This is a genomic window from Psychrobacter sp. APC 3279 (assembly GCF_030407795.1).
In the GTDB taxonomy this organism is placed as follows: Bacteria; Pseudomonadota; Gammaproteobacteria; order Pseudomonadales; family Moraxellaceae; genus Psychrobacter.
Map to the genome: position 1 here is coordinate 71542 of NZ_JASDCR010000011.1, position 25519 is coordinate 97060.

25 protein-coding genes are annotated in these 25519 nt (G+C 42.3%); 18 read left to right on the forward strand and 7 right to left on the reverse strand.

The features are described from left to right. Window positions 1-158: 158 nt before the first annotated feature. The 4 genes from QL898_RS07530 to gmk form a co-directional block, all read right to left on the reverse strand. Window positions 159-539, reverse strand: a complete 381-nt coding sequence (locus tag QL898_RS07530; protein ID WP_057761400.1) for a RidA family protein — start codon at window positions 537-539, stop codon at window positions 159-161. Window positions 540-644: 105 nt separating this feature from the next. Further along, on the reverse strand, window positions 645-2843 hold the full coding sequence (locus QL898_RS07535) for an HD domain-containing protein (protein WP_057761397.1): 2199 nt from the start codon (window positions 2841-2843) through the stop codon (window positions 645-647). A 338-nt stretch (window positions 2844-3181) separates the two neighbouring features. Then, window positions 3182-3442, reverse strand: a complete 261-nt coding sequence (gene rpoZ, locus QL898_RS07540; RefSeq protein WP_057761396.1) for a DNA-directed RNA polymerase subunit omega — start codon at window positions 3440-3442, stop codon at window positions 3182-3184. 164 nt (window positions 3443-3606) lie between these two features. Then, the gene (gmk, locus tag QL898_RS07545; protein ID WP_290176363.1) at window positions 3607-4233 is read right to left on the reverse strand and encodes a guanylate kinase; all 627 of its coding nucleotides are present in this window, start codon (window positions 4231-4233) and stop codon (window positions 3607-3609) included. A gap of 373 nt (window positions 4234-4606) precedes the next feature. Between gmk and ispH the strand changes: the two genes are divergently transcribed. From ispH to QL898_RS07600, 11 genes are all read left to right on the forward strand, one after another. Continuing rightward, window positions 4607-5563 (forward strand): 4-hydroxy-3-methylbut-2-enyl diphosphate reductase, encoded by a 957-nt coding sequence (ispH, locus tag QL898_RS07550; protein WP_057761392.1) that lies wholly within the window; start codon window positions 4607-4609, stop codon window positions 5561-5563. Between the two features lie 53 nt (window positions 5564-5616). Further along, window positions 5617-5865, forward strand: coding sequence for a hypothetical protein (locus QL898_RS07555; RefSeq protein ID WP_290176364.1), 249 nt, complete (start codon window positions 5617-5619; stop codon window positions 5863-5865). Window positions 5866-5919: 54 nt separating this feature from the next. Beyond that, window positions 5920-6735 (forward strand): thioesterase family protein, encoded by an 816-nt coding sequence (locus tag QL898_RS07560; protein WP_290176365.1) that lies wholly within the window; start codon window positions 5920-5922, stop codon window positions 6733-6735. A 535-nt stretch (window positions 6736-7270) separates the two neighbouring features. Next, window positions 7271-9232 carry a molecular chaperone HtpG gene (gene htpG / locus QL898_RS07565; protein ID WP_290176366.1) on the forward strand — a complete coding sequence of 654 codons (1962 nt, stop codon included), beginning with the start codon at window positions 7271-7273 and terminating at the stop codon, window positions 9230-9232. A 320-nt stretch (window positions 9233-9552) separates the two neighbouring features. Continuing rightward, window positions 9553-11034, forward strand: coding sequence for a C13 family peptidase (locus QL898_RS07570; RefSeq protein WP_290176367.1), 1482 nt, complete (start codon window positions 9553-9555; stop codon window positions 11032-11034). A gap of 100 nt (window positions 11035-11134) precedes the next feature. Next, window positions 11135-12025, forward strand: coding sequence for an S-formylglutathione hydrolase (gene fghA, locus QL898_RS07575; protein WP_238070047.1), 891 nt, complete (start codon window positions 11135-11137; stop codon window positions 12023-12025). 226 nt (window positions 12026-12251) lie between these two features. Continuing rightward, a complete protein-coding gene (locus QL898_RS13830) occupies window positions 12252-12536 on the forward strand; it encodes a TIGR03643 family protein (protein ID WP_356638779.1) in 285 nt (94 codons plus the stop codon). A 111-nt stretch (window positions 12537-12647) separates the two neighbouring features. Continuing rightward, on the forward strand, window positions 12648-13337 hold the full coding sequence (gene rpe / locus QL898_RS07585; RefSeq protein ID WP_290176370.1) for a ribulose-phosphate 3-epimerase: 690 nt from the start codon (window positions 12648-12650) through the stop codon (window positions 13335-13337). A 211-nt stretch (window positions 13338-13548) separates the two neighbouring features. Then, window positions 13549-13947, forward strand: a complete 399-nt coding sequence (locus QL898_RS07590; protein WP_290176371.1) for a hypothetical protein — start codon at window positions 13549-13551, stop codon at window positions 13945-13947. Between the two features lie 144 nt (window positions 13948-14091). Beyond that, window positions 14092-14403: a hypothetical protein gene (locus QL898_RS07595; RefSeq protein ID WP_057761376.1), complete on the forward strand. Its 312-nt coding sequence runs from the start codon at window positions 14092-14094 to the stop codon at window positions 14401-14403. Window positions 14404-14624: 221 nt separating this feature from the next. Continuing rightward, a complete protein-coding gene (locus tag QL898_RS07600) occupies window positions 14625-14936 on the forward strand; it encodes a hypothetical protein (protein ID WP_101205798.1) in 312 nt (103 codons plus the stop codon). A 168-nt stretch (window positions 14937-15104) separates the two neighbouring features. Here the strand turns inward: QL898_RS07600 and rpmG are convergent, their stop codons facing one another. After that, entirely contained in the window at window positions 15105-15260 is a 156-nt protein-coding gene (gene rpmG, locus QL898_RS07605) for a 50S ribosomal protein L33 (protein ID WP_010201403.1), read from the reverse strand. Window positions 15261-15388: 128 nt separating this feature from the next. Then, the gene (rpmB, locus tag QL898_RS07610; RefSeq protein WP_057761372.1) at window positions 15389-15625 is read right to left on the reverse strand and encodes a 50S ribosomal protein L28; all 237 of its coding nucleotides are present in this window, start codon (window positions 15623-15625) and stop codon (window positions 15389-15391) included. Window positions 15626-16109: 484 nt separating this feature from the next. Here rpmB and QL898_RS07615 point away from each other — a divergent pair, with 484 nt between their 5' ends. Together QL898_RS07615 and purU are read left to right on the forward strand one after the other, a co-directional pair. Further along, the gene (locus QL898_RS07615; protein WP_290176374.1) at window positions 16110-18176 is read left to right on the forward strand and encodes an Ig-like domain-containing protein; all 2067 of its coding nucleotides are present in this window, start codon (window positions 16110-16112) and stop codon (window positions 18174-18176) included. Between the two features lie 206 nt (window positions 18177-18382). Further along, window positions 18383-19303: a formyltetrahydrofolate deformylase gene (gene purU / locus QL898_RS07620; RefSeq protein WP_290176376.1), complete on the forward strand. Its 921-nt coding sequence runs from the start codon at window positions 18383-18385 to the stop codon at window positions 19301-19303. An 84-nt stretch (window positions 19304-19387) separates the two neighbouring features. Here the strand turns inward: purU and ccsA are convergent, their stop codons facing one another. Beyond that, a complete protein-coding gene (ccsA, locus tag QL898_RS07625) occupies window positions 19388-20179 on the reverse strand; it encodes a cytochrome c biogenesis protein CcsA (protein ID WP_290176377.1) in 792 nt (263 codons plus the stop codon). A 425-nt stretch (window positions 20180-20604) separates the two neighbouring features. On the opposite strand from ccsA, the gene ffh reads away from it, so the two are divergent. The 5 genes from ffh (at window position 20605) to QL898_RS07650 (ending at window position 25404) form a co-directional block, all read left to right on the forward strand. Then, window positions 20605-22152, forward strand: coding sequence for a signal recognition particle protein (gene ffh, locus QL898_RS07630; RefSeq protein ID WP_101205801.1), 1548 nt, complete (start codon window positions 20605-20607; stop codon window positions 22150-22152). A 270-nt stretch (window positions 22153-22422) separates the two neighbouring features. Then, on the forward strand, window positions 22423-23124 hold the full coding sequence (gene tsaB, locus QL898_RS07635; RefSeq protein WP_290176400.1) for a tRNA (adenosine(37)-N6)-threonylcarbamoyltransferase complex dimerization subunit type 1 TsaB: 702 nt from the start codon (window positions 22423-22425) through the stop codon (window positions 23122-23124). A gap of 141 nt (window positions 23125-23265) precedes the next feature. Beyond that, window positions 23266-24108, forward strand: a complete 843-nt coding sequence (locus QL898_RS07640) for an undecaprenyl-diphosphate phosphatase (protein WP_290176378.1) — start codon at window positions 23266-23268, stop codon at window positions 24106-24108. Between the two features lie 65 nt (window positions 24109-24173). Continuing rightward, entirely contained in the window at window positions 24174-25073 is a 900-nt protein-coding gene (locus tag QL898_RS07645; RefSeq protein ID WP_160022281.1) for a class I SAM-dependent methyltransferase, read from the forward strand. An 88-nt stretch (window positions 25074-25161) separates the two neighbouring features. Next, window positions 25162-25404: a hypothetical protein gene (locus tag QL898_RS07650; RefSeq protein ID WP_290176379.1), complete on the forward strand. Its 243-nt coding sequence runs from the start codon at window positions 25162-25164 to the stop codon at window positions 25402-25404. Window positions 25405-25519: the final 115 nt, after the last annotated feature.

Here is a 25519-nt window from a genome sequence, read left to right on the forward strand (position 1 = left end):
CGGCTTCGCAGTCTTATTAGGTGAATATGAGATCAGAATAATAGAACGGAGACCAATAAGCTTAGCATGATGCTAAGCTTATGGTGATATGACTTATAGGCTGTTGCTAAAATTAGCACTTAATAATGAGCGCTTAATACTAAGCATTCAATATTGTCTTATTCGATATAAAGAATAGACTCAATTTCTACCACGCCACCTTTAGGTAGAGCAGCTACTTGGACGGCAGCACGGGCAGGATATGGCTCGCTTAGATTGGCGACAAACACTTCATTCAAGACAGCAAAATCACTCAAGTCAGTCAAAGATACATTGAATTTGACTACGTCATTTAGACTACCACCAGCGGCTTCACAGATAGCTTTGATGTTTTCAAATACTTGCTCAGCCTGTGCTTTAAAACCTTCTCTTAGCTCCATCGTGTCAGGATCGAAACCAAGCTGACCTGAGATATAGACAGTATTGCCGACTTTTACAGCTTGAGAGTAGGTGCCGACTGCTGCAGGTGCTTTATCAGTTTGGATGGTTTGACGAGTCATGGGGTATCCCTTTTATATTTTATGTGAGTGATTCATTGCTACTAGAATAGCAGTTCTATTTTAGCTATTTGCATCACGACTATATCGGTGATGCAAATCAGCTTATTATAATTGATATAACCGTATAATGTTAGGGAAACCTAGCAGCGAGCGTAGTTCACGAATACCCTGTGCTAAGTGGTTGCGACTACGTACCACGATATGAATGATGGTATCAGTATTGCGAACATCAACGGTTTCAACACCCATATTGAGCTGGCGTAAGTGATAGATAACTTCACTGATTTGCTCGTCACTAAGCGCAATAGAGAGCTTTAAGTAAGCAGGAAAACGAATCTTGCCGCTGTTTTTTAGATCGTGCTCACCGATATCACCTTGTTTGACCGCATTGTCATTGCGCCAACGTAATTGAATGACCTGATAAGGATTGTCCTTACGGATATCGTCCAGTGAGAAACACTTATGACGATGAACGACCAAACCATGACGTGATAAATGCCCTACGATAGGGTCGCCATATATCGGGTGACAGCAATTGGCAAAATCAAGCTCGACGCCAGCAGCATTTGCAATCAGCTGTTGCGGTTGAGTCATGTCATCGCTATGTACTTTTGCCTGTAGGTCGCTTAGCTCGTCGCTAAACAAACGTGTGACGACTAGCTGAGGAAGTAGCGTACCTGAGCTTATTTGTTCAAATAACGCATCTTTTTCTGTCAGACCGCGCCATTCAGTCAGGTCTTTCCAATCAGCGTCTGTTAAGTCATCAAAACTTTTCTGATGTGTTCGGAGTGCACGATCTAATGCTTGTCTGCCATGGTGTTGTTTGTCAGCGACCGACAAATCTTTGAACCAACGTAAAATCTCTTCACGGGCTTTGTTGGTCACTACAAATCCTAACCACTCAGCTTTTGGTTCTGAGTGGCTATTCACTTCTATCTCAACGGACTGTCCGTTTTTTACTACGGTGCCGAGCTTTGCAGCTTTACCATCTATATTTGCACCAACGGCAACGTTACCAATCATAGGCCCGACTGCGTAGGCAAAATCTAGCGCCGTTGCCCCTTGCGGAAGCTCGTAAGCACGTCCTTGAGGACTGTAACAAATGATTTTACTAGAATGCAGGTAATCCATCAGCTCATTAATAGTAGAGACTGCCGCTGAGAAATCAGGACTATTTTCATTCAGATTGTCTTCATCAACCAAATCTTTCATGTTGCGCAATGATGCTTGGATGACCGATTGACTCACATCAGATGCATGCTCTGCCCCGATGACACCAAGTCTTGCAGCGCTCTGCATTTGCTTGGTCAATATAGTGACTTTTACCACGTCATTGTCACGCTCATAAATGAGGGTGAGGGACTGGTTACCACCTGGCAGCGGACGACGAATATTATCCGCAATATGGGTATCATCAATCTGATATTTTTTGATTAAGTAATAGGCGAGCTTGTCGCAGGCTTCGATATTATCGAGGACGATTTCAAACGCATAATGACGCAGTAGCGCATTAATCTCACCGCGATTGCGAAAAAACTGACGGTATATCACCACGCGATTGTCTAAGACTTTGACCAGACCATTGAGATCCAAGTTGTTTAGCACGATACTCAAATAACGATGAATGGACTCTCTTTGAAAGTTACGTCCAAGCCCATGCTGTAGCAGTTTATCAGACAGCTTGTTGTACATATCGGAGTCTAAATTGCGATAACACAATACTTCGATATAGTCAGCAATATCATTCAGACCCATTAATCGGGCAAATGGCACATAAAAATCTAAGGTTTCTTGAGCTGTAGTGCGCTGCTTCTCAGGACGTACCGCATCGAGCGTAGACATATTATGTAGACGGTCAGCAAGCTTGATAATGAGTACACGCGGGTCAGCGAGGGTAGCGGTCAGAATTTTATGAAAGGTCGCAGCTTTATTTTGCTGCTTGTTATGTGAAGATGACTTTAGTTTGGTCACACCATCGACCAGTCTTGATACAATTTCACCATAACGCTGCTTGATTTGCTCATCACTAACTTCGGTGTCTTCGACCGTATCATGCAGGATTGCTGCAATGATGGTATCTCGATCTAAGCGAAAGCCCGCTAGTATCTCAGCGACAGCGATTGGATGCGTGATATAAGGTTCCCCTGATTTGCGCTTATCTTTAATGTGCGCAATATCTCCGAACTCACAAGCATCAACAATATCACGGCGCTCAGCAGCAGTGAGATAACCTACCGAACGTAGTAAATTATATTGAGCATCATCGACGAGGTGATGACTGAGTTTGGGTAGGGTTTGACTCATAAAATGATGATCCTATTTTCCATGACCTACTTGTTGGGCCACTTACCGAAGCAAATGGAGGCTAAATAATGACCTACCATACAAAACTTAAGGATGAGTACGCCATTCTCTAATTAATCGCAAATCGCTTTCAATGTCAACTGATAAGCGTGTGGGCGATGAAAAAATTTCACTCAGTGGTCTATTTTGGGGATAAATGGTGACCAAAATAGCCAATACATTATTATTACAACCAAAAAACCACAGCCTATGCTGTGGTCTCTATAGTTGATCAAGATGTGTATTTATTTTATAAAAACCCTATTGGCTCTATAAAATACATCTTATCAAACAGCCTACTAGAAGCTGTGGTCGCCTGACAATGCTAAATCTAATGAGCTAGTAGCAAAATTATGCTCTGGCTGATTTAGGATGTCGCGTGTGATTTTGCCAGCGGCAATTTCACGTAGTGCCAATACTGTAGGCTTGTCGTTATCAACGTCAACCAACGGCTCGGCAATACCTTTGGCCAATTGACGGGCGCGTTTGCTTGCGACCAAAATTAGCTCAAAGCGATTATCAACATTATCCAAACAATCTTCAATCGTCACTCGTGCCATAAATAGCTACCTCGGTTGTTTTTATTAGTAACGGACCTTGCCCGCCACTCAACAAAAATAATATCAAAAATATAAAGGGGGATAGCTAAATATTATAGCATTTTTTGCCAAGTCGCGTAGTTGCTTTTTATATCTACTTACGAGATTAGCTGCTTGTACGTAGTTTACTCTTCTACCTGAGTGTTTAGCAAGTTGCTAATCGTGCGATGATAGCGCTGCTGCTGACGACTAAGCGTCTGCCTGTCGGCCACGATAATGGCTTTTAGCTCAGCTAAGGCTACATCAAAATTATCATTGATCACTACATAGTCAGCATTCACGTATTGTGCCATTTCGGTGACCGCGCCAGCTAGACGGCGCTCTATAACTTCTACAGAATCCTGCGCGCGGGTTGAGAGACGTTGACGTAAGGTCGCAATGCTAGGTGGTAGAATAAAAACCATAATGGCATCGGGAAAGATATTTCTGATTTGCGTCGCGCCTTGCCAGTCAATCTCCAAAATAACGTCGATACCCGCCGCTAGCTGGGTACGTACACTTTCCTCTGACGTGCCATAATAGTTACCAAATACTTCAGCATGTTCTAGAAATAGACCCGCATTGATACCATTGGTAAAACTATCGGTATCTGTGAAATGATAGTGCTGACCGTCAATCTCGCCTGGACGCGGTGCACGAGTGGTGTGAGAGACGCTGACAGTCAAGTCATTGGTGGTCGCAAGCAGCTGCTTGACCAATGAGGTCTTGCCAGTACCTGAAGCGGCAGTAACAATAAATAATGAACCTGTCATACAATTTATCCTAATAGAAAGTGTCTTAGTAACTCGTAAAATGTATTGTAATAAATGCGTGTTGATAAAAAGTTAAGCAGTGCCTCAGTCAAAAACAAAGACTGGAAAAAATAAAAAACGCCATCATGTATGGCGATAGAAATTATAATAGATGCATTATTATAAACTGCTTTTATACAAGTTAAAGCTGGTTTTGCAATATGTTGTGAGTAGGCTGAGATTTGCCTATAAAATATTGCTATGAGTAGACAGCTATTTTAGAGAGAGATAAAAGCAAATTATGCTAAAGTAGAGCATTGATTTCGCCCCAATTTTTGAATAAAAAATTCAAAAATACGTTTTAACTATAAATTATCCAATGATAGGCCTTTTTATGCAAATTTATCTTGCCAATCCCCGTGGATTTTGTGCTGGTGTGGACCGTGCAATTGCGATTGTTAATGAAGCATTGACACGTTTCGAGCCGCCCATTTATGTCCGTCATGAAGTTGTGCATAATAAGTTTGTGGTGTCAGACTTAGCCAATCGTGGTGCGGTATTCGTTGAAGAGCTTCATGAAGTACCAGACGGCTCTATCGTTATTTTCTCCGCTCATGGGGTCTCTAAAGCAGTCGAAGATGAGGCTGAGCGCCGAGATTTGACGGTGTTTGATGCAACATGCCCGTTGGTAACTAAAGTACATATCGAAGTGGCAAAGTTCGCGCAAGATGGTATGGATGCAGTATTAATTGGACATGCAGGACACCCAGAAGTCGAAGGCACGATGGGGCGTTTCAATCGTCGCCATGGTGGGCAGATTCATCTGGTCGAAGATGAAGGTGATGTGGCCGCATTGACTGTACAAGATGCTGAACGCTTGGCATTTGTGACTCAGACAACTTTGTCGATGGATGATACTGCGCGCGTTATCGATGCGCTGCGTGAAAAATTTCCTAGTATCCAAGGCCCTCGCAAAGACGACATTTGCTACGCCACTCAAAACCGCCAAGATGCGGTAAAAGATTTGGCCAGTCGCTGTGAAGTGGTTTTGGTAGTCGGTTCACCAAACTCATCAAACTCTAATCGCTTGCGTGAGCTGGCTGAGCGTATGAATTGCCGAGCGTATTTAATTGATAATGCCAGTGAGATGGACAAGCGTTGGTTAGATGGTGTGCAGAGTATAGGCGTGACCGCTGGTGCATCCGCGCCCGAAGTGTTGATCCAAGAAGTATTGCAACAGCTGCAAGACTGGGGTGGCGATCTACCTAGTGAGCTATCTGGTATTGAAGAAAATGTGACGTTTAGTTTGCCAAAAGCGTTGCGGATACCTGTTACTCAGGTCGGTAAGTAACTAATATTCGTGTTTGTATTTGTATGAATCATCATTGATATGGATAAGGTCGCATGAAAGAACCAAAAGCCAGATTTGTATTGGCAGAGGCCACGCTCGCTGAAGTCAACAAGCAACTAAAGCTCAATATGATAGTGATGGCAGCAGTAGTTTTTGTATTGTTTATGAATATCATGAAGTTTATGGCAGAAAAAAGCTTTTTCTATGCGATGCTCGCAGTAGTCATGATCTGTTTACTATTTTTCTTACAAAAAGCTCGCCGTATTCTCACGCTAAGAAAACAAGAGCTTATCCATAAATAGAAAGTACAAGCCTAAATAAAAAATACAGATGAAAGTGCCAAATATAGGATAGCTATGACTGCTTATTACAAATTTATCAAACGAGAACTACAAGAAGACGGTGTTAGTGTGGCGCATTATCAGCCAACCAAGCATGCTCAAGGTGCTTGGAATGAGCATGAGCAGCACATGGCGCCAGCAACAGGCCTACTGACAGCTGAGATTAACAGCTTTGCGCCACAACCTAATACTCGTATCGCACGTGTGAGCCTCGATATCTTAGGGCTGATACCCCTTAATGATTTTACTATTACTACTCGATGTATCCGACCTGGCAGGACTATCGAGCTGATTGAAGCGGTCATGAGTAGCCGTGGCCGCGATGCTATCATTGCAAGAGCATGGCGACTGATTACTCAAGATACCAGCGAGATTGCTGGACTTGAAGATCAACCAGCAGAGTATAAACCTGAAGAGTTGCCAGTTTGGGAAGGCATGAAAGGCTGGCCGGGCGGTTTTATCGAAAGCGTACGTCTAGTAGCGACAGAAGACCGTCGCTCTGGTCGCGGCATGGTATGGATTACCAATGATCTCGACATGATTGAAGGCAAGCCGACTGATGACTTGGTGCATCTGTTAGGTATGGTCGATACTGCCAATGGTGTTGTACCAAGATTAGGTCTTGGTTTATCTAAGTTAGAATGGATGTTTCCCAATACTGATTTGCAAATCCATATGCATCGCTCGCCAAAAGGTCGCTGGCTCGGTATCGAGGCTGTACAACAATATGGCGATGATGGTATCGGACTGACCAGTGCGGTATTGCACGATGTATATGGGCCATTTGGTCGTAGCGAGCAAATTCTCACCATTCGCCCGATGCCACGTTAAAAAATTAAGAATCAGCCAGCCTATAGTTTTGAAAAATGAAATGATACGTTGTAATCAATTAATTATACAAATGTTAGAGAAATGGTTTTAATAGTAGCTATCAAGCCAATATTACTAAAAAAATAATATTACTAACAAGCCGATGTTAATCGACATAGAGGTTACTATGAAAACCCATACTCAATTTTCAAAAAAGCTGACGACTCTTTGGGATATCTTGATAGAAGCATATTCAGAATAGTTGCTGTCGTTTGCGCGTTGATTGCTATATCAGAAAATAACTGAGCAATTAGATGACGAAGCAAGTAAATAGCTTAGTAAGCGAATGACTGATACCAGAGCACCGCCTTGATAAACAAGCGCGGTGTTTTTTATGGAATAAAGCTTTTGAGCTTGAATTTTTTCTCAATGCCCCTATTAGTATAGACAGTTTAACGGTATTGCATACGGCGGGTTCTCTAACATTATTAGAACAGCTTTAGTGAGTATATCGTTATCTGATAATAGGTCTTTCATAGAATTTAAAGGAGTTTTTATGAGTGAAGCAACTCAAGCTGAAGGTCTGAATCCAGAATTAAAAAAACATACGTTTGAGGCGGAAGTGGCTCAGTTACTGCATTTGGTAACGCATTCACTATATTCTAACGCTGATATTTTTGTCCGCGAGTTGGTATCTAATGCGTCGGATGCTTGTGATAAGTTGCGCTTTGAAGGCACAAATGATGATAGCCTTTATGAAGATGATGGCGAATTAAAAATCCGCATCGCTGTCGATGAAGCCGCCAAAACCATTACCTTTACCGACAATGGTATTGGTATGAACGAAGCCGATGCAATCGAAAACTTAGGTACGATTGCTAAATCAGGCACCAAGGCATTTTTGGACAAATTGTCTGAATCACAGAAACAAGACGGTCAATTGATTGGTCAGTTCGGTGTTGGTTTTTACTCAGGTTTTATCGTGGCTGATACCATCAGTGTTGAATCACGCAAAGCGGGTGAGCCTGCGGATAAAGGCGTGCGCTGGGTATCAGATGGTACTGGTAGCTTTACTGTTGAGCCTATTACCAAAGACACGCGCGGTACGGCGATTACTTTGCATCTAAAAGAAGAATATAGCGAGGGTGAAGATAACTACTTGGATCGCAGCAAAATTAAGCGCTTGGTTAATAAATACTCTGACCATATCAGCTTGCCGATTCAGATGCGCAAAGAGATCTGGCAAGAAGATGTGAAAGAAGACGAGAACGACGACACGCCTGCTGGTGGCCAGATGGTACTCACTGATGAGTGGGAAACAATCAACAAAGCCAGTGCACTATGGACTCGCTCAAGCTCTGAAATTGAAGATGATGAGTATGTCGATTTTTATAAGAATATCTCTTATGACATGGATGCGCCGCTTACTTGGACGCATAACCGTGTAGAGGGTCGCGTACAGTATACGCAGCTACTATATATTCCTAAGAAAGCGCCAGTTGATCTATATACTCGTGAGCAGCAGCACGGTCTAAAGCTGTATGTAAAGCGCGTCTTTATTATGGACGAAGCTGAGCAATTGCTACCGATGTATTTGCGTTTTGTGAAAGGTGTGATTGATTCAGCAGATTTGCCATTGAACGTGAGCCGTGAGCTATTACAAGAGTCACGCGATGTAAAATCTATCCGTGATGGTAACGCTCGCCGTATCTTGACCTTACTCGCAAGCCTTGCTAATAGCGAAGACAGTGACAAGCAAGAGAAATTTGCCCAGTTCTATGCAGAGTTTGGTGATGTTATCAAAGAAGGTCTAGGCGAAGACGCAGGCAATCAAGAACGTATTGCTAAGCTATTGCGTTATGCAACTAGCACCCAAGACGGTCTGGTAACAAGCTTTGAAGACTATAAAGGCCGTATGAAAGATGGCCAAAAAGCCATCTATTACCTCACCGCTGATAACCTAGCCGCTGCGAAAAACAGCCCGCAACTTGAGCTATTCAAGAAAAAAGGCATCGAAGTTATCTTGATGACTAGCCGTGTTGATGAATGGGCAATGAACTTCTTGACCTCATTCGATGAGACACCGCTGCAAAACATCGCGAAAGGCGCAGTAGATTTAGGCGACTTGCAAGATGATGAAGAAAAAGCGGAAGCGGAGAAAGCCCAAGAAACGCTAAAGCCTGTTGTTGATAAACTAAAAGCCGCATTGGGCGAGCGTGCTAAAGACGTCAAAGTGTCTACTCGTTTGGTCGATAGTCCAGCTTGTTTGGTCGTTGGTGAAGGTGAGCTATCACCACAAATGATTCAGATGCTACAGCAAATGGGTCAGGACGTACCAGCAAGTAAGCCAACGCTAGAAGTAAACCCTGATCATCCACTCATCAAGAAGCTTGAGAGCAGTGAGCAATTCGATGATCTGGCCCAAGTCATTTTTGATCAAGCGTTATTGGCAGATGGCGGTCAGCTAGACGATCCAGCCGCTTACCTAAAACGCGTCAATGAGCTATTGATGAGATAATGTTTAGTAATTAGTAAAAAAAGGAGGCTTTATATAAGAGGCCTCCTTTTTTATTTGAATTTTTGGCCAAATTTAAGTGAATTTTACAAATCAGCCTTATCCTCTTAACCGACAATCCGTTACAATCGCGATAGATTAGCGAGCTAAAATATTAAGCAGTGCTAGTCATCTTCTATAATCACTCCATCGTGAATTCAATATAAATCGATGTCTGCATGCTGTACAAAAAATCGTCAATTGATTGCACCGCGCGGCTGTTACATTAAGATAATTATCATTGAGTCATTTTATTTTTCTCGACTGGCTAGAGGTCTAAGTCTTTGTCACTTACGTCGTTAAAAACCGTCTCGCTTCAGCGTTTTTCGCTCAATTTCGCTGCCAATATTATTGCAACCTTGTGGATGCTAGTGGGCTCAACACGGGCTTTTTCTTGGGTTAAACCTACTTTTGTACAGTTTGCTGTATTTGCACTATTGGCGCTTGGTAGTAATGTCTTATTTTCATGGTTAGCTGCTGAAAGTGGCAGCATATTTAATGAGCAAGGATTGGTCAGTTATTTGATCTGGCCGATGATTATTTTGCTTGGTGGTATCATTTTGGCTCGGCGAGCCAGCAACCAAGCATTGGTATTTGTACCAGTAGTACTGTGGTTGGTCGCCGATACATTGTCAGCCTTGTTACAGAGCTTGGTACAGTTTTTTGGTAGCTATGGTTGGTTGCCAGATTGGAGTTATTCGTTCTTACCAGTACTGTTTTTAGTATTGTTCTTATGGCAAACGCTAGCGTTACTTTGGATTTTCTCCCGACGTCTGCGTATACCATGGTGGGAGCGCATCATCATACTAGTAGGTGCGGTAGCGTTACTGACTATATGGCAACGTAATGTCGCTGATCAGCCTATTTTTAAGCAGATTCCAGTAGATCCTGTATTAGAAGAGGCGGCATTATATGAGCAGCCGCGTCTATTGCAGCAAGCACTAAACAGTATTGATCCAAGTATTGATGGCAAAACGGACTGGTACTTTATGGGTGTGGCTGGGTTCTCTGGTCAGAACGTCTTTCGTTCTGAAATTAATAAAGTGCGTGAGCTGTTCGATGTGCGTTTTGGTACCAGTGGACACTCACTGTCTTTGATCAACAATACGTACAGTTGGCTGGACGAGCCAATCGCTACCAAAACCAGTATTGCACGCGGACTGAAGAAGATTGGTCAGCAAATGAACGCTGATGAAGATGTATTGTTTTTGACGCTGTCGTCACATGGCAACGAAGATATTGTTCAATTAGAAAATCCGCCACTTGCGATGGACAATCTAGATGCCACATGGTTACGTGACACACTGGATGCATCAGGTATTCGCTGGCGTGTGATTGTGGTATCTGCCTGCTATTCAGGGTCGTTCATCGACGAGTTGGCATCGCCGACTACCGTGGTGATTACGGCTTCAGCCACTGATAAGGCGTCTTTTGGCTGTACCAATACGGCTGAGATGACTTATTTTGGCCAAGCATTTTTTGCTGAAAGCCTTCGAGGAAATACCAGTTTTGAGTCGGCCTTTAAGGATGCCAGTATACGGGTCAATGAGCGCGAGAGCGCAATGGGCTTTGAGCCATCAGAGCCGCAAATGGTGATTGGTAGCTTAATGGAGACAGCATTACCTGCGTTTGAGCAAGTATTGTTTGATAAGGCGCGCCCATCCGTTGCTAGTATTACAAATAATGTTACTTCTACAACGGCTAATATTTTACCTGACAGTGCTACTAATCTATCGGTAGACGAAGTAGAAATAGCCGTTGAATAAGCACAAAGTAAGATTTGGCATTTAATAAATGCCAATATTAGATGATGAGCATTTATTAAACATCACCATTGGTTCTATTTTGAATAAAAGGATATCACTCATGCAAAATTCCTATAGTCATAGTTTATCTACCAATAAACAGCTTACCCAAAAAAGTGTGAATCGTTGTTTTAATGGTGAGCAGCATTATTACAGTCACGAGTCGACATCTACTAAAACCTCTATGACGTTTAGTATTTATCTACCTGATGAAGCTTTGGCTGGGCGTCGTTGTCCTGCGATATTGTACCTATCAGGTTTGACGTGTAATGCTGATAATGTCACTCATAAAGCGCATTTTCAGCAAAAATGCAGCGAGCTTGGTATGATACTTATTGCGCCTGATACTTCACCTAGAAGTAGTGAAGACAGCGATGTACCAAATGATGAGCGCTATTTTGTCGGTCAAGGTGCAAGCTATTATGTTGACGCGACCCAAGCGCCTTGGTCAGACAATTTTAATATGCAAAGCTATATTGTCGATGAGTTATATGACTTACTACGTTCAGAGTTTCCTATCCACAGCATCGGTGTCACAGGGCATTCAATGGGTGGTCATGGTGCGCTGTTGCTAGGATTCAAGTTCCCAAGTAAGTTTGTCAGCGTATCGGCTTTATCGCCCGTATGTGCGGCGAGTGAGTCTGCATGGGGGCAAGCTGCCTACACAGAGTATTTCGGTGATGATAAGTCTCTATGGGCACAAGCAGACGCCTCACAGATGATTGAAAAGGTCGGTCAGCAGTATTCGAGCATTTTGGTTGATCAAGGCGCGGCTGATAACTTCTTAGCAGAAGGTCAGCTACAGACCTCTAAACTACAAGACGCTTGTGCAAAAGCCAAACAGCCCTTAACATTACGTTATCAAGCGGGGCATGACCACAGCTATTATTTTATCCAAACGGTGATTAATGATCATATCGAACATCATTGGCATATGGCTCAAATGAGCTAAGATGCCCTGCAGATGACCGTGATACATTTTTCGCTATTCCATTCATGCTCAACAGGTAATTTTTATGGCAAGTTATCAAGATTTGACAGCTTCTAATTCAAAGAATAAGTCAGCAGATACGAGCTCTACAAAAGCGACTATGCAGGCTGATATGGATGCTGCTCTACAAAATAAACAACGTAGCAATGATTATAATAATGAAGTGTCTCAAGCTAAGTCTGACGAGCTGATTGCAAAAACCGTCAATGACGCTGGCGATAGAGTACTTGATGACGTGCAGATATCTCGCGTGATAGAGATGGCATGGGAAGACAGAACACCATTCGGTGCCATAGAGCATAGCTACAGTCTCGATGAGACTGGGGTTATCAAACTCATGCGCCAAGAGCTAAAGCCGTCATCTTTTCGCTTATGGCGTCAGAGAGTGAGCAATCGCGCCACCAAGCATGAAGCAAAGCGCTCTTTCGAAGTTGGCCGTGCTTATTGCAAAACTCAATATAAGCAGCGTTAAATAATTAAGTATTTAACATCAGTATATAAAAGGCTTGCAGCATATGTGAGCCAATTAGAATTTTTTTAATCTATCCATATCTTATATAAACATGAATTAGGTAGCTCAATTATGAACAGTCCTGCTAAACCTTATCTTATTGCACCGTCGATACTCTCAGCTGATTTCGCGCGGTTGGGCGAAGAAGTGGAGAAGGTACTAGAGTCGGGTGCCGATGTGATTCATTTTGATGTAATGGACAATCATTACGTACCCAATTTGACGTTTGGTAGCATGATTTGTAAGGCGTTGCGCGACTATGGTGTTGAAGCGCCAATTGATGTGCATCTGATGGTTTCACCTGTCGATAGTATGATTGAGCAGTTCTTGGAAGCGGGTGCTAGTATCATTACCTTTCATCCTGAAGCCAGCTCGCACATTGATCGCTCACTTCAACTGATTAAAGATGGTGGCGCGGAGTGTGGTTTGGTATTGAACCCAGCGACCCCGCTGCATTATCTTGATTATGTCATGGATAAAGTAGATCAGATTTTATTGATGAGTGTGAACCCAGGCTACGGCGGACAGTCGTTTATCGATAGTACGTTAGACAAAGTCCGTCAGGTACGTCAGCGTATTATTACTAGTGGTCGAGATATTCGATTGGAAGTTGATGGCGGTATCAAAGCCAGTAATATACGTGCGATTGCTGAAGCAGGCGCTGATATGTTCGTTGCGGGTTCTGCAATCTTCAATCAAGAAGACTATAAAGCGGCTATCGATGAGATGCGCGCAGAGTTGCTATTAGCCAACAACAGCTAGCGAATGTTGTATGGTTAATAAACGCTATTAGCCATGCCATAATAATATTAGAATGTGCTGTATAACTTATGACTATATAGTTAATCCGATATAAAAGAGCTACAGCGTTAACTTCGCTTGAAGTATCACAATTACATCTGCACTCAGTTGCCTTGTATCTCTTTTAAATTGAGTCAGCTATATATAACGGTCAGTCGCGTAAAGGTGAAATATGGACACAAATAATTCTAGCAGTTCAACAGAACCTTCTGTGCAAGCAAGTTCTCATGAGACGTTGAATCAGCAGGCTAAGCAATCACTTGCAAGTGAAACACCGCAGCGCAGCTTGGTGCCTAGAGGTATTACCGTTGGCTTAGCGATGTTTGCACTTGTACTTAGCTTGGCAGGTTATGGCTTTCGCCTGATGGTGGGTGATGATGTCGGAACAGTGCTGCGCCATGCTGCGGTCATTATGCCTGCGTTTATGTTAGGTATTCCGCTATTTTTTTGGGTGGGTTCTCGCATACTCAATAAAGTCAAAGGCCTGCATATCGAGAGTTGGAATGCCATTAGTTTGGGCTATTTGACCTCTTGTATATCGATGCTATGGCTGATGGGTACTTATAGTTAAGTTATATTGCTGTAAACATAATGCTTCTTCGCGCCTGTATCGTTTACTCGCACCTATATTGTTTATTCGTGCTTATATAATGTCGTAATATTTTATATTTTTTAATCATTAAGCCATGTTCTACAAGCATGACTGGAATTTTATATGAGAATCGTACCAGCCAGTATTGCTAAAATTATCTATCCTAAAGACTTACCAAATGGCTTATTTACCAGCTTAATTATCGCTTGTTTATTAATGGGATTGGCGTCATTACGTCACGGAACCGACTTACAAGGTTGGCTAAATGTCATTGAAAACTGGCTGCTTATGCTGCTGATATTGCCCACTGCGACGGCCACCGTTGCACTGCCATTTAAGTATCGTGATCCTAGCCTTGAGCTAAAGCTGGTTTATTACCTTGGAATGTTTGTGGCCTTCTTATTTACATTAGGAAAGTTACGTTATTGGCACTAATATATACAAATGACATGGCATTCAAGTTTGCTTTTATAGCGAAGACTTATGTGACAGCCCTTGAATTCCAGTGTTAAAGCGTCCATTGTATGAGTAAGACAGATTTACCCGCGTTACTGTAAGACGATAGATTTGCCGAATGAGTTTATTTTTAAGAAATGACTGCTTTGCAATGACTAGTTTCTCTACCAGTACTAAACGGGATAATAAGGAACACATTAATGCCATACGATATCGATAATGATATAGAAGTAGATAACGAGAGTAGCGATCAATTTGCAGGATTTGCCAAAGAAACCACGTTAGAGTTGGTGGAAGCAGATGATGGTAGATTGTTGTTGCGTGATGCTGAACAAGATGAAGCGCCGCTGATGACTATCGATTTTTCTGATAAGCTAAAAGAGCTACTTGGTAGCGATACTCAAGCCATTGGTCAACACATGATTCATGCTGCGATTCAGGTCATTATGCAAAAGCAGATGAGTAAATGGCATGCGCATGTATATGATAAAGAACCAACACACTACAGCTAAGCTTTGGTTATTTTTGAGCACTAGTTAAGGCGAATAACTGAAGATATAGCTTAGCAACATGAAACTACAGCCATAAAAAAGGGTTTATCAATTGATAAACCCTTTTTTTGTTCAAATAACTCCTTTATAGAAAGTATTTATAAAAATGCCTTCTACAAATGGTGGTAGTTACTTGATTTTAGCTTCTTTAAAGATCACATGCTGGCGTACTTTTGGATCAAACTTTTTGATTTCCATTTTGCCAGGCATAGTGCGCTTGTTTTTAGTAGTGGTGTAGTAATACCCAGTACCAGCTGTTGATACTAATTTAATTTTATCTCTCATGATAGCTTTCCTGTAAATGAGGGGTCTTCAAACGATAGGTACGTGTCTCAAAGAGTAAGTTGCCACAATTAATGTAGCAAAACAGCAGCCTAAATGATGAGAGTCATCACTCAGCTGCTATTTTTAACTTAAACTTTTTGACCTTGTGCGCGTAGATCCGCTAACACTTTATCGATACCAAGTTTGTCAATGATGCGCATACCTTTGGTAGACACACGTAGACGTACAAAGCGGTTTTCAGACTCTACCCAAAAACGATGGTTGTGAAGGTTTGGTAGAAAGCGACGACGGGTTTTGTTGTTTGCATGCGAAACATTATTACCCACCATAGGGCGCTTTCCAGTCACTTGGCAAACTCGAGACATGGCGAACTCCTAATCTATGAGGTATGAGTTTTTCTCATACCAGTCTGGGCAAGTTGCACGTTTTTGCGGCATGGACACAGCAAGCGGCAGCTTTGCACCAAACAAAACTATATGAAGGTTGAGCTGGTTTTGCTGCTATCTAAAGGCAAATAACAGGCTGACCAATTCAGAAAATTTTAAAGCCGACATTTATACCATAAAACAGATGAATACTCAAATATTTTTACAATAACTGTCGAATTAAAGGAGGGCTATTATACCCTGAAATGAGCGCTCTATGTTGTTGATTGTTTAATAGTAAAGATTAATTTTTAGTTGTAAGTTATAACAAAAGTCAGTAAAGTTGCTGTTATATATTTAATACAATCTATTAATACACCAGTATTACTGTAAATCTATGTATCATTACCAATCTCTTTTGATTCTGGGTAATGGTTTTTTGCTTATTTGCTCAGATAAATTACTGCTCATGCGGAGTCAAAACATGTCATATACATCATTGCCTACTTCCAAGCTATTTCAGTTAACAGCGCTCACATTATCGTTGGCCTTAGTGGGTTGTGGCGGCGGTGATGGCACTGATACGATTGCGCCAGCGCCTGATTTGGGTGTTACGATAGGTACTGATGATGGAGGTGTAGGTAGTGGTGATATTGGAGACGTTTTAAATGTTAGTACGGTATCTCTATTAGACGCAAATGCTAATCTGACTAGAGTAATTTCTATGTCAGGTGTTACGGCTAGAGTAGTTGTTACTGACTCTGAGGGTAATGGGGTAAGTGGTGCTTTGGTGACATTTAGCGGCGATGGTGTACAGTTTGGCACATCCAATGGAGCAGTATTGACTAATGCTGACGGCGTAGCAACAACGTCTGTCGTACCATTATCTTCTACTGATACTGGTAGTTATAGCTTATCTGCGACAGCAACATATGACGATGTGAGTGCAACCACTGCTAGTTATAACTACTCATTGCAAGCGGTTGATATTACGCTGGTGAATTTTTCGACGGGTGAAGACACTTTAGAGTCTGGTGGATCTACAATCGTTACCCTGCAAACCAAAGACACAGTAACTGATCAATTTCAGAATGACGTGACTGTTAATTTATCATCTACTTGTGGTTCATTTGAGAACGCTAGCATCAGCTCTTCAAATCAAGGCAATGTGAGCTCAACTTATAGCGCTATTGATAGTAATGGTAATTTGTGCGAAGGTACCCAAACCATTACTGCAGTCACGGCAAACGACACATCTTCTTCACAAAGTATTGATGTAAATATTAAAGCCATCGAAGCGAGTTCTATTGTCTATACAACGACTAACTCTGTTGTATTGGGTGCAAAAAATAGCGGATCATCTTCATCTAGCCAGATAGATTTTACTATTTATGCTAATGGTGTGCCTGCAGCGAACCAAGAAGTTACTCTGGATTTAATTAAATCACCAAGTGACTTTAATTTCGTCTCGCAAGGCAATCGAGCCTCGAAAACTCTAAAAAGTGATTCTTTAGGGAAAGTCACAGTAAATTTATATCCTGGAAATATTCCAGGCCCTGTGGAAATTAAGGCTTCTTTGAAATCAAATGCTGATACTTTTGCCTTGGCGAAGAATATATCTGTTGCAACAGGCCGCCCTACACAGAATGGCGTGACATTAGCAATAGGCAAAAATGTTTTGGCTGATAATGCTATTGACTCTACAAATATATCGGCTTATTTGACTGACCGTCAAGGTAACTTCGTTCCTGATGGCACTGTAGTAAGTTTTGTAGCAGAAGGCGGGACTGTAACGCCAAATTGTGCCACAGTTAGCGGTAATTGCTCAGTAACTTTCACATCGCAAAACCCTAGACCTGCCAATGGTCGTGTTAGTGTCATTGCTTATGTAGAGGGCGACAAAGCATATTCAGACTTAAATGGTGATAACGTCTATACTGTTGGTATTGACGAACTATTAGATAATATTGGTAATTTTTTCCGCGACGATAATGAGGATTTGAAGTATACGCCAGGTGAGTTTGTCTATAAAAGAGGTGAACAGGAAGGTGGTGACCAAGCGACTTGTGCAGCAGCGACGTTGTCACAACCTAATTTACCGAACTTAATAGTAGACAATGGTACTGATGCTACCCAATGTGATAATTTATTGCCGACAGTACTACGCAAGCAAGTCATTATGGGTTTCGCGAACGATACACCAACTTTCTATAATTATAGTCAGGTGTCTGGGTTTGTCTCTTTCGAGATGTATGGCAATAGCGTGAGAACTGTTTCTATGCCATCCGGAACGGCTTTGAGTCTGACAGTTAAAGATAATACTGATAACGGTGCTACTTGTGAGCCTGAGATTGCTAGTGGTAATATTACAGTACCAAACCTTGTTAACCTCAGCAGAGTAGATAGTGCTGCTAATCAGAATTACTTTGATGGTAGTGGAGAAGTACGTTATACGGTATCAACGGCTGGATGTGCTACTGGTGACAGTATTAAGTTGTCTGTCGCAACCCCAGCACCAACCTCAAAAACAACTACGGTCCAAATTTTCTAATCAATCTTTCTTATTTATAGAATAAAAACCCCTGACCACGTGTCAGGGGTTTTTAGTTTATCCTTTCAAAAAACCAAATCACCTTAAATAACCAAAAACAACCAACTCGCTCAGCAAAGTATTGCAAAAAAGATTAAAATAACCGGTTTACTACGCTGTCAGCAGTTTTTCAGCGATAAGTCATCATTTTTTATATTGGGCGAATTATGTCAGACAACACTAAAACGGTTTCAATATCGACCATAGCTTCTCAGAGCAAACAGACACCTAGCGCTATCGATACAGCCACGCTGCTCATCAAATGCAAAGATCAGGCTGGTATCGTACAAGCAGTCTCTGAATTTATTCATCGTTATGGCGCTAATATTATTACGCTCGATCAGTATTCAACGGCGCATGAAGGCGGGCAATATTTTATGCGTTTAGAGTTTGCTTTGGCAGGTTTGAGCGATATTATCGAGAATTTTGAAGCCAGCTTTGCGCATACGGTTGCTAAGCGTCACGATATGGATTGGCGTCTACATAATAATGCAACGAAGACCAAAGTCGGTATTTTGGTATCTAAGTTTGATCATGCGTTGTTAGATTTATTATGGCGACATCAGCGTGGACTGCTCGATTGCGAGATTACTTGCGTGGTCAGCAACCATCCTGATTTAAAGCAAGCAGTACAAAATTTTGGCATTACCTTTCATCATGTGCCAGTGACCAAAGACAATAAGGCAGAGGCAGAAGAGCAGATTCATAAGTTAATGGCAGGTAACGACTTACTAGTATTGGCGCGCTATATGCAGATATTGTCATCAGATTTCGTCAAGCGTTGGCCGATGCAGATTATTAATATCCATCATTCATTCTTACCTGCGTTTGTGGGCGCAGATCCTTATCGTCAAGCTTATGACAAAGGCGTTAAGCTTATCGGCGCAACTGCGCATTATGTCACAGCTGAGCTTGATCAAGGGCCTATCATCGAGCAAGATGTACACCGTGTGACGCATCGCCAAGGGGTGACAGAATTGCGTGCTATCGGCCGTGATATCGAACGCAACGTATTAGCACGTGCCGTAAACTGGCATGTGCAAAACCGTGTGATTGTGGCGGGTAATAAGACAGTCGTATTTAACTAAGAAAAATCAGTAGTGAGTCTGCTAAGAATATAAAAAGGCGGTCAGTAACTAGTGTTGCTGACCGCTTTTTTCTGAAAATATATTCTATAGAAGCATTTCTAAGACGAACTTGCTACCAACAAAGCCAATGGCTAATAGGATAAAGGCATAAATAGTGATATTGGCTGCACGTTTGCCTCGCCAGCCTGCACGCCAGTTACCGAATAGTAGCACACCAAATAATAACCACGACAGTAGACTAAAAACAGTCTTATGCACGATATGTTGCGCCATCAGGTCTTGCACATAGATAAACCCAATCCCCAGTGCGATACTGAGCAATACAAAGCCTACCAACAGCATATCGAATAATAAACTCTCCATACTTTGCAAGGAGGGGAGTTTATTGACCCAAAATCGATGAATAGTATGATGCTTGAGCTCACGTATTTGTAGACGTAGAAATAGCGCTTGTACCGCCGCCATCAACAGCACACAATAGGCAGCTAATGATAATATGATATGGATTTCAAGCCCGATACTGACATCAGTTAGTGGTTGATAAGGGGCGCGGCCGACGTAGCCGACAGTCATACCTATTAGCGCAGTGGGTGCAGCCAAAATGCCAAGACTAAGAATAGGGCGATATAAACAGAACAACAGGTAAAAGAATAAGAAAAATAAACTGGTCAGACTGATTATATTGAATAAGTTGAAATTTAAACCATACAGCGTCATAACGTATGGATATAGCAGTGCCGCATGTGCCGCCATGCCGACCAGCAACAAGCCCAAACTGATGCTTTTGTGGATAGGTTTGTCCTGAACCAACGCCCAACCAATGTGGATGCTGACTAAGATATAAGCCATGCTAGCAAGTAAGAATGCAAAGTGCACAGATAAAAAGCCTCATCTTATACTGAGCATAAATTGCCGCTCAATGTGTCGCTAAAGTGGTATTATCAGAATGATTAGAATAATCATCCAATTTATCATAAAATGGGTGCCAATTGAGCACCATCTTGCTTATAACTTATAAATGATCGGCAGTGCTGCATAGCGCAAAACATAAAATATGTCATCTGTAAAAAGTTGACTGCAATTATAAGCGCTGTGTCCTTTGCGAAACGACTATAAGTTTTGAGCCATGTTAATGCTATAGTATTGATAATATAATTCTTTTATCATGTCCCTTGTCATGCAATATCCTAATATCTTATAGCGTATCCTAATATTATTTATGAACCATTTTAATGGTTTGATTTAGAGTTATTTTAATTGCGTATTATTTAATTGAAAACCATTTTAATTGAGAGTTATTTATGTTTGATACCTTAACAGAACGTTTATCGTCGAGCCTACGTAACATCGTCGGTACCGGACAGTTGACCGAAGACAATATCAAAGACACGCTGCGTGAAGTGCGTATGGCGTTGTTAGAAGCCGATGTAGCACTACCTGTCACTCGTGATTTTGTAAAACGCGTAAAAGAACAAGCGCTTGGTGCTGAGGTGCTAAAAGAGTTAGCGCCAGGTCAAGCTTTTGTCAAAATCGTACACGACGAGCTGACCGAAATGATGGGCAGTGCCAATCAGCAGCTAGAGATGACAGGTAAACCGCCGGTTGTCTATTTGCTAGCAGGTCTGCAAGGTGCGGGTAAAACGACTACAGCTGGTAAGTTGGCAAAATATTTACAAGAGCGTCAAAAGAAAAAAGTGATGCTAGTTTCTGCCGACGTCTATCGTCCAGCGGCTATCAAACAGCTTGAGCAAGTAGCCGGTCAAGTGAATGCTAAGTTTGTGAACTCAAGCACAGATGAGAATCCAATTGATATCGCAAAACGTGCGATAGAAGAAGCCAAAATCCAATATCAAGATATCCTGATCATTGATACCGCTGGTCGTCTACATATCGACGATACCATGATGGATGAGATTAAGGCGCTAACTGCTGCGGTTAACCCATCTGAGACGCTATTTGTCGTCGATGCAATGACTGGTCAAGATGCCGCCAATACTGCAAAAGCCTTTAATGATGCGTTGCCATTGACGGGTGTTATCTTAACCAAGACTGACGGTGATGCTCGCGGCGGTGCGGCGCTTTCTGTACGCGCTATCACCGGCAAGCCAATTAAGTTCTTAGGTCGCGGTGAAAAACTAGATGAGCTAGAGCTGTTCCACCCTGAACGTATCGCGCAGCGTATCCTTGGTATGGGTGACGTACTGAGTCTGGTCGAAGAAGTTGAACAGAAAATTGACCGTGATAAAGCCGAAAAAATGGCGAAAAAGATGCAAAAGGGCGGTGACTTCGACCTTGAGGATCTATTGACTCAGTTCCAGCAGATGAAGAGCATGGGCGGTATGGCAGGCTTTTTAGACAAAATGCCTGGTATGGGCGGCTCAGACATGCAAAAAGCCGTCGAAGATGCCAAACCAGAAGAAAAAGTACGTGAAATGGAAGCATTGATTAATTCAATGACGCCGTTTGAGCGTAAAAATCCTGACAAGATTAACCCAAGTCGTAAGCGCCGTATCGCTGCAGGTTCAGGCCGTGAGATTCAAGATGTTAACCGTTTGCTCAAGCAACACAAGCAGATGGCAAAAATGATGAAAATGATCTCAAAGCCTGAAGGCATCAGTAAAATGATGAAGTCTATGCAAGGCCTCATGGGTGGCGGTAGTGCTGGCGGTGGCGGCGGTCCATTGTTTGGCGGTGGCGGTCAGCAAGGTGGCGCTAAAGACGTGAATCCAGAACAAATGGCCAAGCAGATGGGACTGGATCCAAACAATATGCCAAGCACCGAAGAGATGCAAAAGCAAATGCAAGAAATGCAAAACCAAGCACCAAAGAAGTTTAAAACCCGCTTTTAGATAACGACTAGTTATTTTTAAAAAGTTTGATCAAAGCCCCGAAGCCAATGAAGCTTTGGGGCTTTTTACCGTTATCAGTTGCAGATAAACACTGATGGATAAAGTGTGAAAAATATAGAAATTAATAAAATTCGTGTACCCTAAATGCTATGATAGGCGCTGCTTCATTCTGTCAGTATTCTCATAATGCATGAATGATAGATCGTTATGAAAAATTATTAAAATCTGATAAATCAATTTAGAACGCCAAAAGTAAAAGCCGAGGTTGTGATGTTTTTAGCAATGGATACCGTGTTCGATCAGTGTTCGATCGCGATTTTAGATTCGAGTGGACAGGTACTATCGAGCCATACTGAAACAGGAAAGCGTCAGCAGACTCAGCAGATTTTACCCATGATTGATGCTGCATTATCCGAGGCGCAGTTACGTCTTGCTGATATACAGGCTTTGATATTCAATCGCGGGCCGGGTGCGTTTAGTGGTATCCGCATCAATACGGCAGTGGTACAGGCTCTGTCTGTAGCGCATGATTTGCCTTGTGTTGGCGTCTCAAGCCTGCAAGCAATCGCACAATGCGCGTATCAGAAGTATGGGCTGACACATCTATACAGCGCCCTTGATGCTCGTATGCAGCAAGTCTACTTTGGGCAGTATGAGTTGGTAACTGACGACCAATTAGGTCATAGCATTATGCAGCCAGTATTGGCTGATGGTACTGATAGTACAGAGCAGCTATTAGATTATGATAGCCAAACAGAGCTCAACCTGCCTATTGCGGGTAATGGCGCAACGCTGTTGGCACGACATGATCAGCAAGACTGCCATGAAGATGTTTGGCCAGATGCTGCTGTCATTGGGCAGCTTGGTATTGCTCAGTTTGCAAATGATGGTGGTACGGAAGCATCGCAGGCATTGCCAAAATATCTACGTAATCAAGCTTGGAAAACACTTAAAGAGCAAGGTAAAGCATAGCTTTATAAATATGTTTTTTGCAGCCAGCTTTTTAGTGTTTAGCAAGCGCATACCAATATAAAATCAACGTTAATATAGGACAGCCAATCGGTCTGTTTTTAGGCCAGTTTTTTAGGCCAGTCTGTTTCTAGGAAAGTCACTGTGGATATAGTTTTATTTGTTCAAGCTGTCATCATGGGTATCGTTGAAGGTATCACTGAGTTTTTACCCATTTCTAGTACGGGATATTTGATCTTATCAGCAGATGTGATGGGTTTTTGGACTAAAGAAAAAGTTGATTTATTTGTCGTGGTGGTACAGCTTGGCGCTATTTTGGCAGTGATTTATGACTATTGGAGTAGATTGTGGCAAGCGTTGATGGGTTTGCTGACTGGCAAAGCAGAAGGAATGACCAATCCTAGACAGCTGGGACTGAGTCTGATTGTCTCTACTATCCCTGTGATGATTGTTGGTTTTACCTTTGCCGATGAAATCAAAGCTTATTTGTTCAATCCTATCGTCGTTGCCATTATGCTCATCATCGGCGGTCTACTGATATTTTACGTGGAAAAGCGTCCTAAAATGGTCATTGCAGAAGAAGCGGAAGATGTCAGCATAAAAACTGCGTTGATGATTGGTCTGTTCCAATGTTTAGCTCTTATACCAGGGACGTCACGCTCAGGTGCCACTATTATTGGTGCGTTGTGGTTAGGTGTCTCACGTAAGGCTTCTGCTGAGTTTTCTTTCTTTTTGGGTATTCCTGTCATTGTAGGCGCGGCATTATTAGATTTGATCAAACATGGTGACGTACTGACTAACAGTGAAGACTGGCTAGTGCTAGGTATCGGAACCATCGTATCATTTGTAGTGGCGCTACTTTGTATTCGCTTGCTCGTAGCATGGGTAAGTCGCCGTGACTTTACTATTTTTGCTTGGTTGCGCATTATCACGGGTGTTATCGTGTTGGTCGCCGCTTGGGGCTTTGGTTATCAAATGGCTGGCTAGATTTGCGTTATGATTTAACGCACTCGTAATTCATAGTGAAAAAAGCAGCAAATAGGATGATGGTTATGACCGATGTGCCCCAAACGTATGACGAGACAGGTGCTGTTGTACATTGTCAGTTATTCTACGTCAATGACAGCCAGCAAGCACAGGTCGAGAACCTACAGTCATTGATAGCTGAGCATACATTACCAATTATCTTAGATATAGAGGTCGCTACAGAGAAATTAACTCAAAAGCGCCGTCAGCAGTTGAGCCAAGCATCTACTCAGCTTATTTTATTATTAGATGATAAAGACAAGCTATCATGGTTAAGTGATGGGCTTAGTGTGGCACCTGAGTGGGACAAGTTGCAGCGCCGTGTAGTGAGTGCTGGTCGTAAGTCTGAGCTGCTATTACAAGCGGCCAAAATCACATCGGATAGTCATGTTATTGATGCAACCGCTGGCTTTGGGCATGATAGTTTAATATTGGCCAGTACTGGTGCCCAAGTCACTATGCTTGAGCAGCAGCCTTTGATGGCATTGCTGTTACTTGTAGAGCAGCAGCGTATGAGTGCGCTACCCAATTGGCAAAAGCTCATGAGCCGTCTACAGATTATTAATGCTGATGCACTCAGTTATTTTGCGAATCTAGAGGCTGGTACAGTAGCCGATAACGCTACGGCAATCGATGTCGTCTATTTGGATCCGATGTTCCCAGAGGATAGCTATCAAGATAGCAAAACAGGTAAAGGGGCAAAAGTCGGTAAGCATATGCAAGCACTGCATCAATTAGCTCGTCCACCAACGTTAGATGAAGAGCGACAGCTACTAAGTAGTGCACAGGCCGTTGTCAAACAAAGTACGCAAGGCCAAGGTCGCGTGGTCGTAAAGCGTCCACAGTTTGCACCGCTGCTCGCTGATGAGCCAGCTAGCGAAAGCTGGCATAATGAAGCCGTACGCTTTGATGGATATTTTGTCTGATAGCTGCTGTTGATAATGAATGTACGAGTGTAAATGTACGCAATTAATCAGCGTATATGTTCAAAGTTAATGGATTTAGGAGCAAGGAATGTCAACGTTAATCATTTGGGTCATGGGTGCAGTTTTACTGTTGATTAATATAATGCTGCGTACTCGCATTCTTCGGCTTGAGGCACGGTTAAAAGAGCTGAGCAATCCACAAGAGCAGCTGGTATTTTTACGTCAACAAGCAGGACAAAAAGACAAAGTCCCAGCGCTGAAAGCATTACGCAAGCAATATCCTGAGCTATCACTGATCGAAGCGAATAAATTGTGGCAACAAGTTCAGTAACCAGTCCATTAAACTTAGTAATTAGTCTATTAAAACTCAGTAACTAGCCCTTTCAAAAATTAATTTAGTTGTTCTGAGCGAAGTATATAAGCGCACATAAAAAGTATTCAAACAA

What these genes read in the sequence shown, in the direction of transcription:
- gmk (WP_290176363.1), bottom strand. Translation starts at nt 4,233, where the DNA reads ATGACAGGTTCATTATTTATTGTTACTGCCGCTTCAGGTACTGGCAAG.
- ispH (WP_057761392.1), top strand. Translation starts at nt 4,607, where the DNA reads ATGCAAATTTATCTTGCCAATCCCCGTGGATTTTGTGCTGGTGTGGAC.
- QL898_RS07590 (WP_290176371.1), top strand. Translation starts at nt 13,549, where the DNA reads ATGGACACAAATAATTCTAGCAGTTCAACAGAACCTTCTGTGCAAGCA.
- rpoZ (WP_057761396.1), bottom strand. Translation starts at nt 3,442, where the DNA reads ATGGCACGAGTGACGATTGAAGATTGTTTGGATAATGTTGATAATCGC.
- rpe (WP_290176370.1), top strand. Translation starts at nt 12,648, where the DNA reads ATGAACAGTCCTGCTAAACCTTATCTTATTGCACCGTCGATACTCTCA.
- QL898_RS07560 (WP_290176365.1), top strand. Translation starts at nt 5,920, where the DNA reads ATGACTGCTTATTACAAATTTATCAAACGAGAACTACAAGAAGACGGT.
- QL898_RS07595 (WP_057761376.1), top strand. Translation starts at nt 14,092, where the DNA reads ATGAGAATCGTACCAGCCAGTATTGCTAAAATTATCTATCCTAAAGAC.
- purU (WP_290176376.1), top strand. Translation starts at nt 18,383, where the DNA reads ATGTCAGACAACACTAAAACGGTTTCAATATCGACCATAGCTTCTCAG.
- QL898_RS07555 (WP_290176364.1), top strand. Translation starts at nt 5,617, where the DNA reads ATGAAAGAACCAAAAGCCAGATTTGTATTGGCAGAGGCCACGCTCGCT.
- fghA (WP_238070047.1), top strand. Translation starts at nt 11,135, where the DNA reads ATGCAAAATTCCTATAGTCATAGTTTATCTACCAATAAACAGCTTACC.
- QL898_RS07535 (WP_057761397.1), bottom strand. Translation starts at nt 2,843, where the DNA reads ATGAGTCAAACCCTACCCAAACTCAGTCATCACCTCGTCGATGATGCT.
- ffh (WP_101205801.1), top strand. Translation starts at nt 20,605, where the DNA reads ATGTTTGATACCTTAACAGAACGTTTATCGTCGAGCCTACGTAACATC.
- QL898_RS07600 (WP_101205798.1), top strand. Translation starts at nt 14,625, where the DNA reads ATGCCATACGATATCGATAATGATATAGAAGTAGATAACGAGAGTAGC.
- tsaB (WP_290176400.1), top strand. Translation starts at nt 22,423, where the DNA reads ATGTTTTTAGCAATGGATACCGTGTTCGATCAGTGTTCGATCGCGATT.
- QL898_RS07650 (WP_290176379.1), top strand. Translation starts at nt 25,162, where the DNA reads ATGTCAACGTTAATCATTTGGGTCATGGGTGCAGTTTTACTGTTGATT.
- rpmG (WP_010201403.1), bottom strand. Translation starts at nt 15,260, where the DNA reads ATGAGAGATAAAATTAAATTAGTATCAACAGCTGGTACTGGGTATTAC.
- QL898_RS07615 (WP_290176374.1), top strand. Translation starts at nt 16,110, where the DNA reads ATGTCATATACATCATTGCCTACTTCCAAGCTATTTCAGTTAACAGCG.
- rpmB (WP_057761372.1), bottom strand. Translation starts at nt 15,625, where the DNA reads ATGTCTCGAGTTTGCCAAGTGACTGGAAAGCGCCCTATGGTGGGTAAT.
- QL898_RS07645 (WP_160022281.1), top strand. Translation starts at nt 24,174, where the DNA reads ATGACCGATGTGCCCCAAACGTATGACGAGACAGGTGCTGTTGTACAT.
- htpG (WP_290176366.1), top strand. Translation starts at nt 7,271, where the DNA reads ATGAGTGAAGCAACTCAAGCTGAAGGTCTGAATCCAGAATTAAAAAAA.
- QL898_RS07530 (WP_057761400.1), bottom strand. Translation starts at nt 539, where the DNA reads ATGACTCGTCAAACCATCCAAACTGATAAAGCACCTGCAGCAGTCGGC.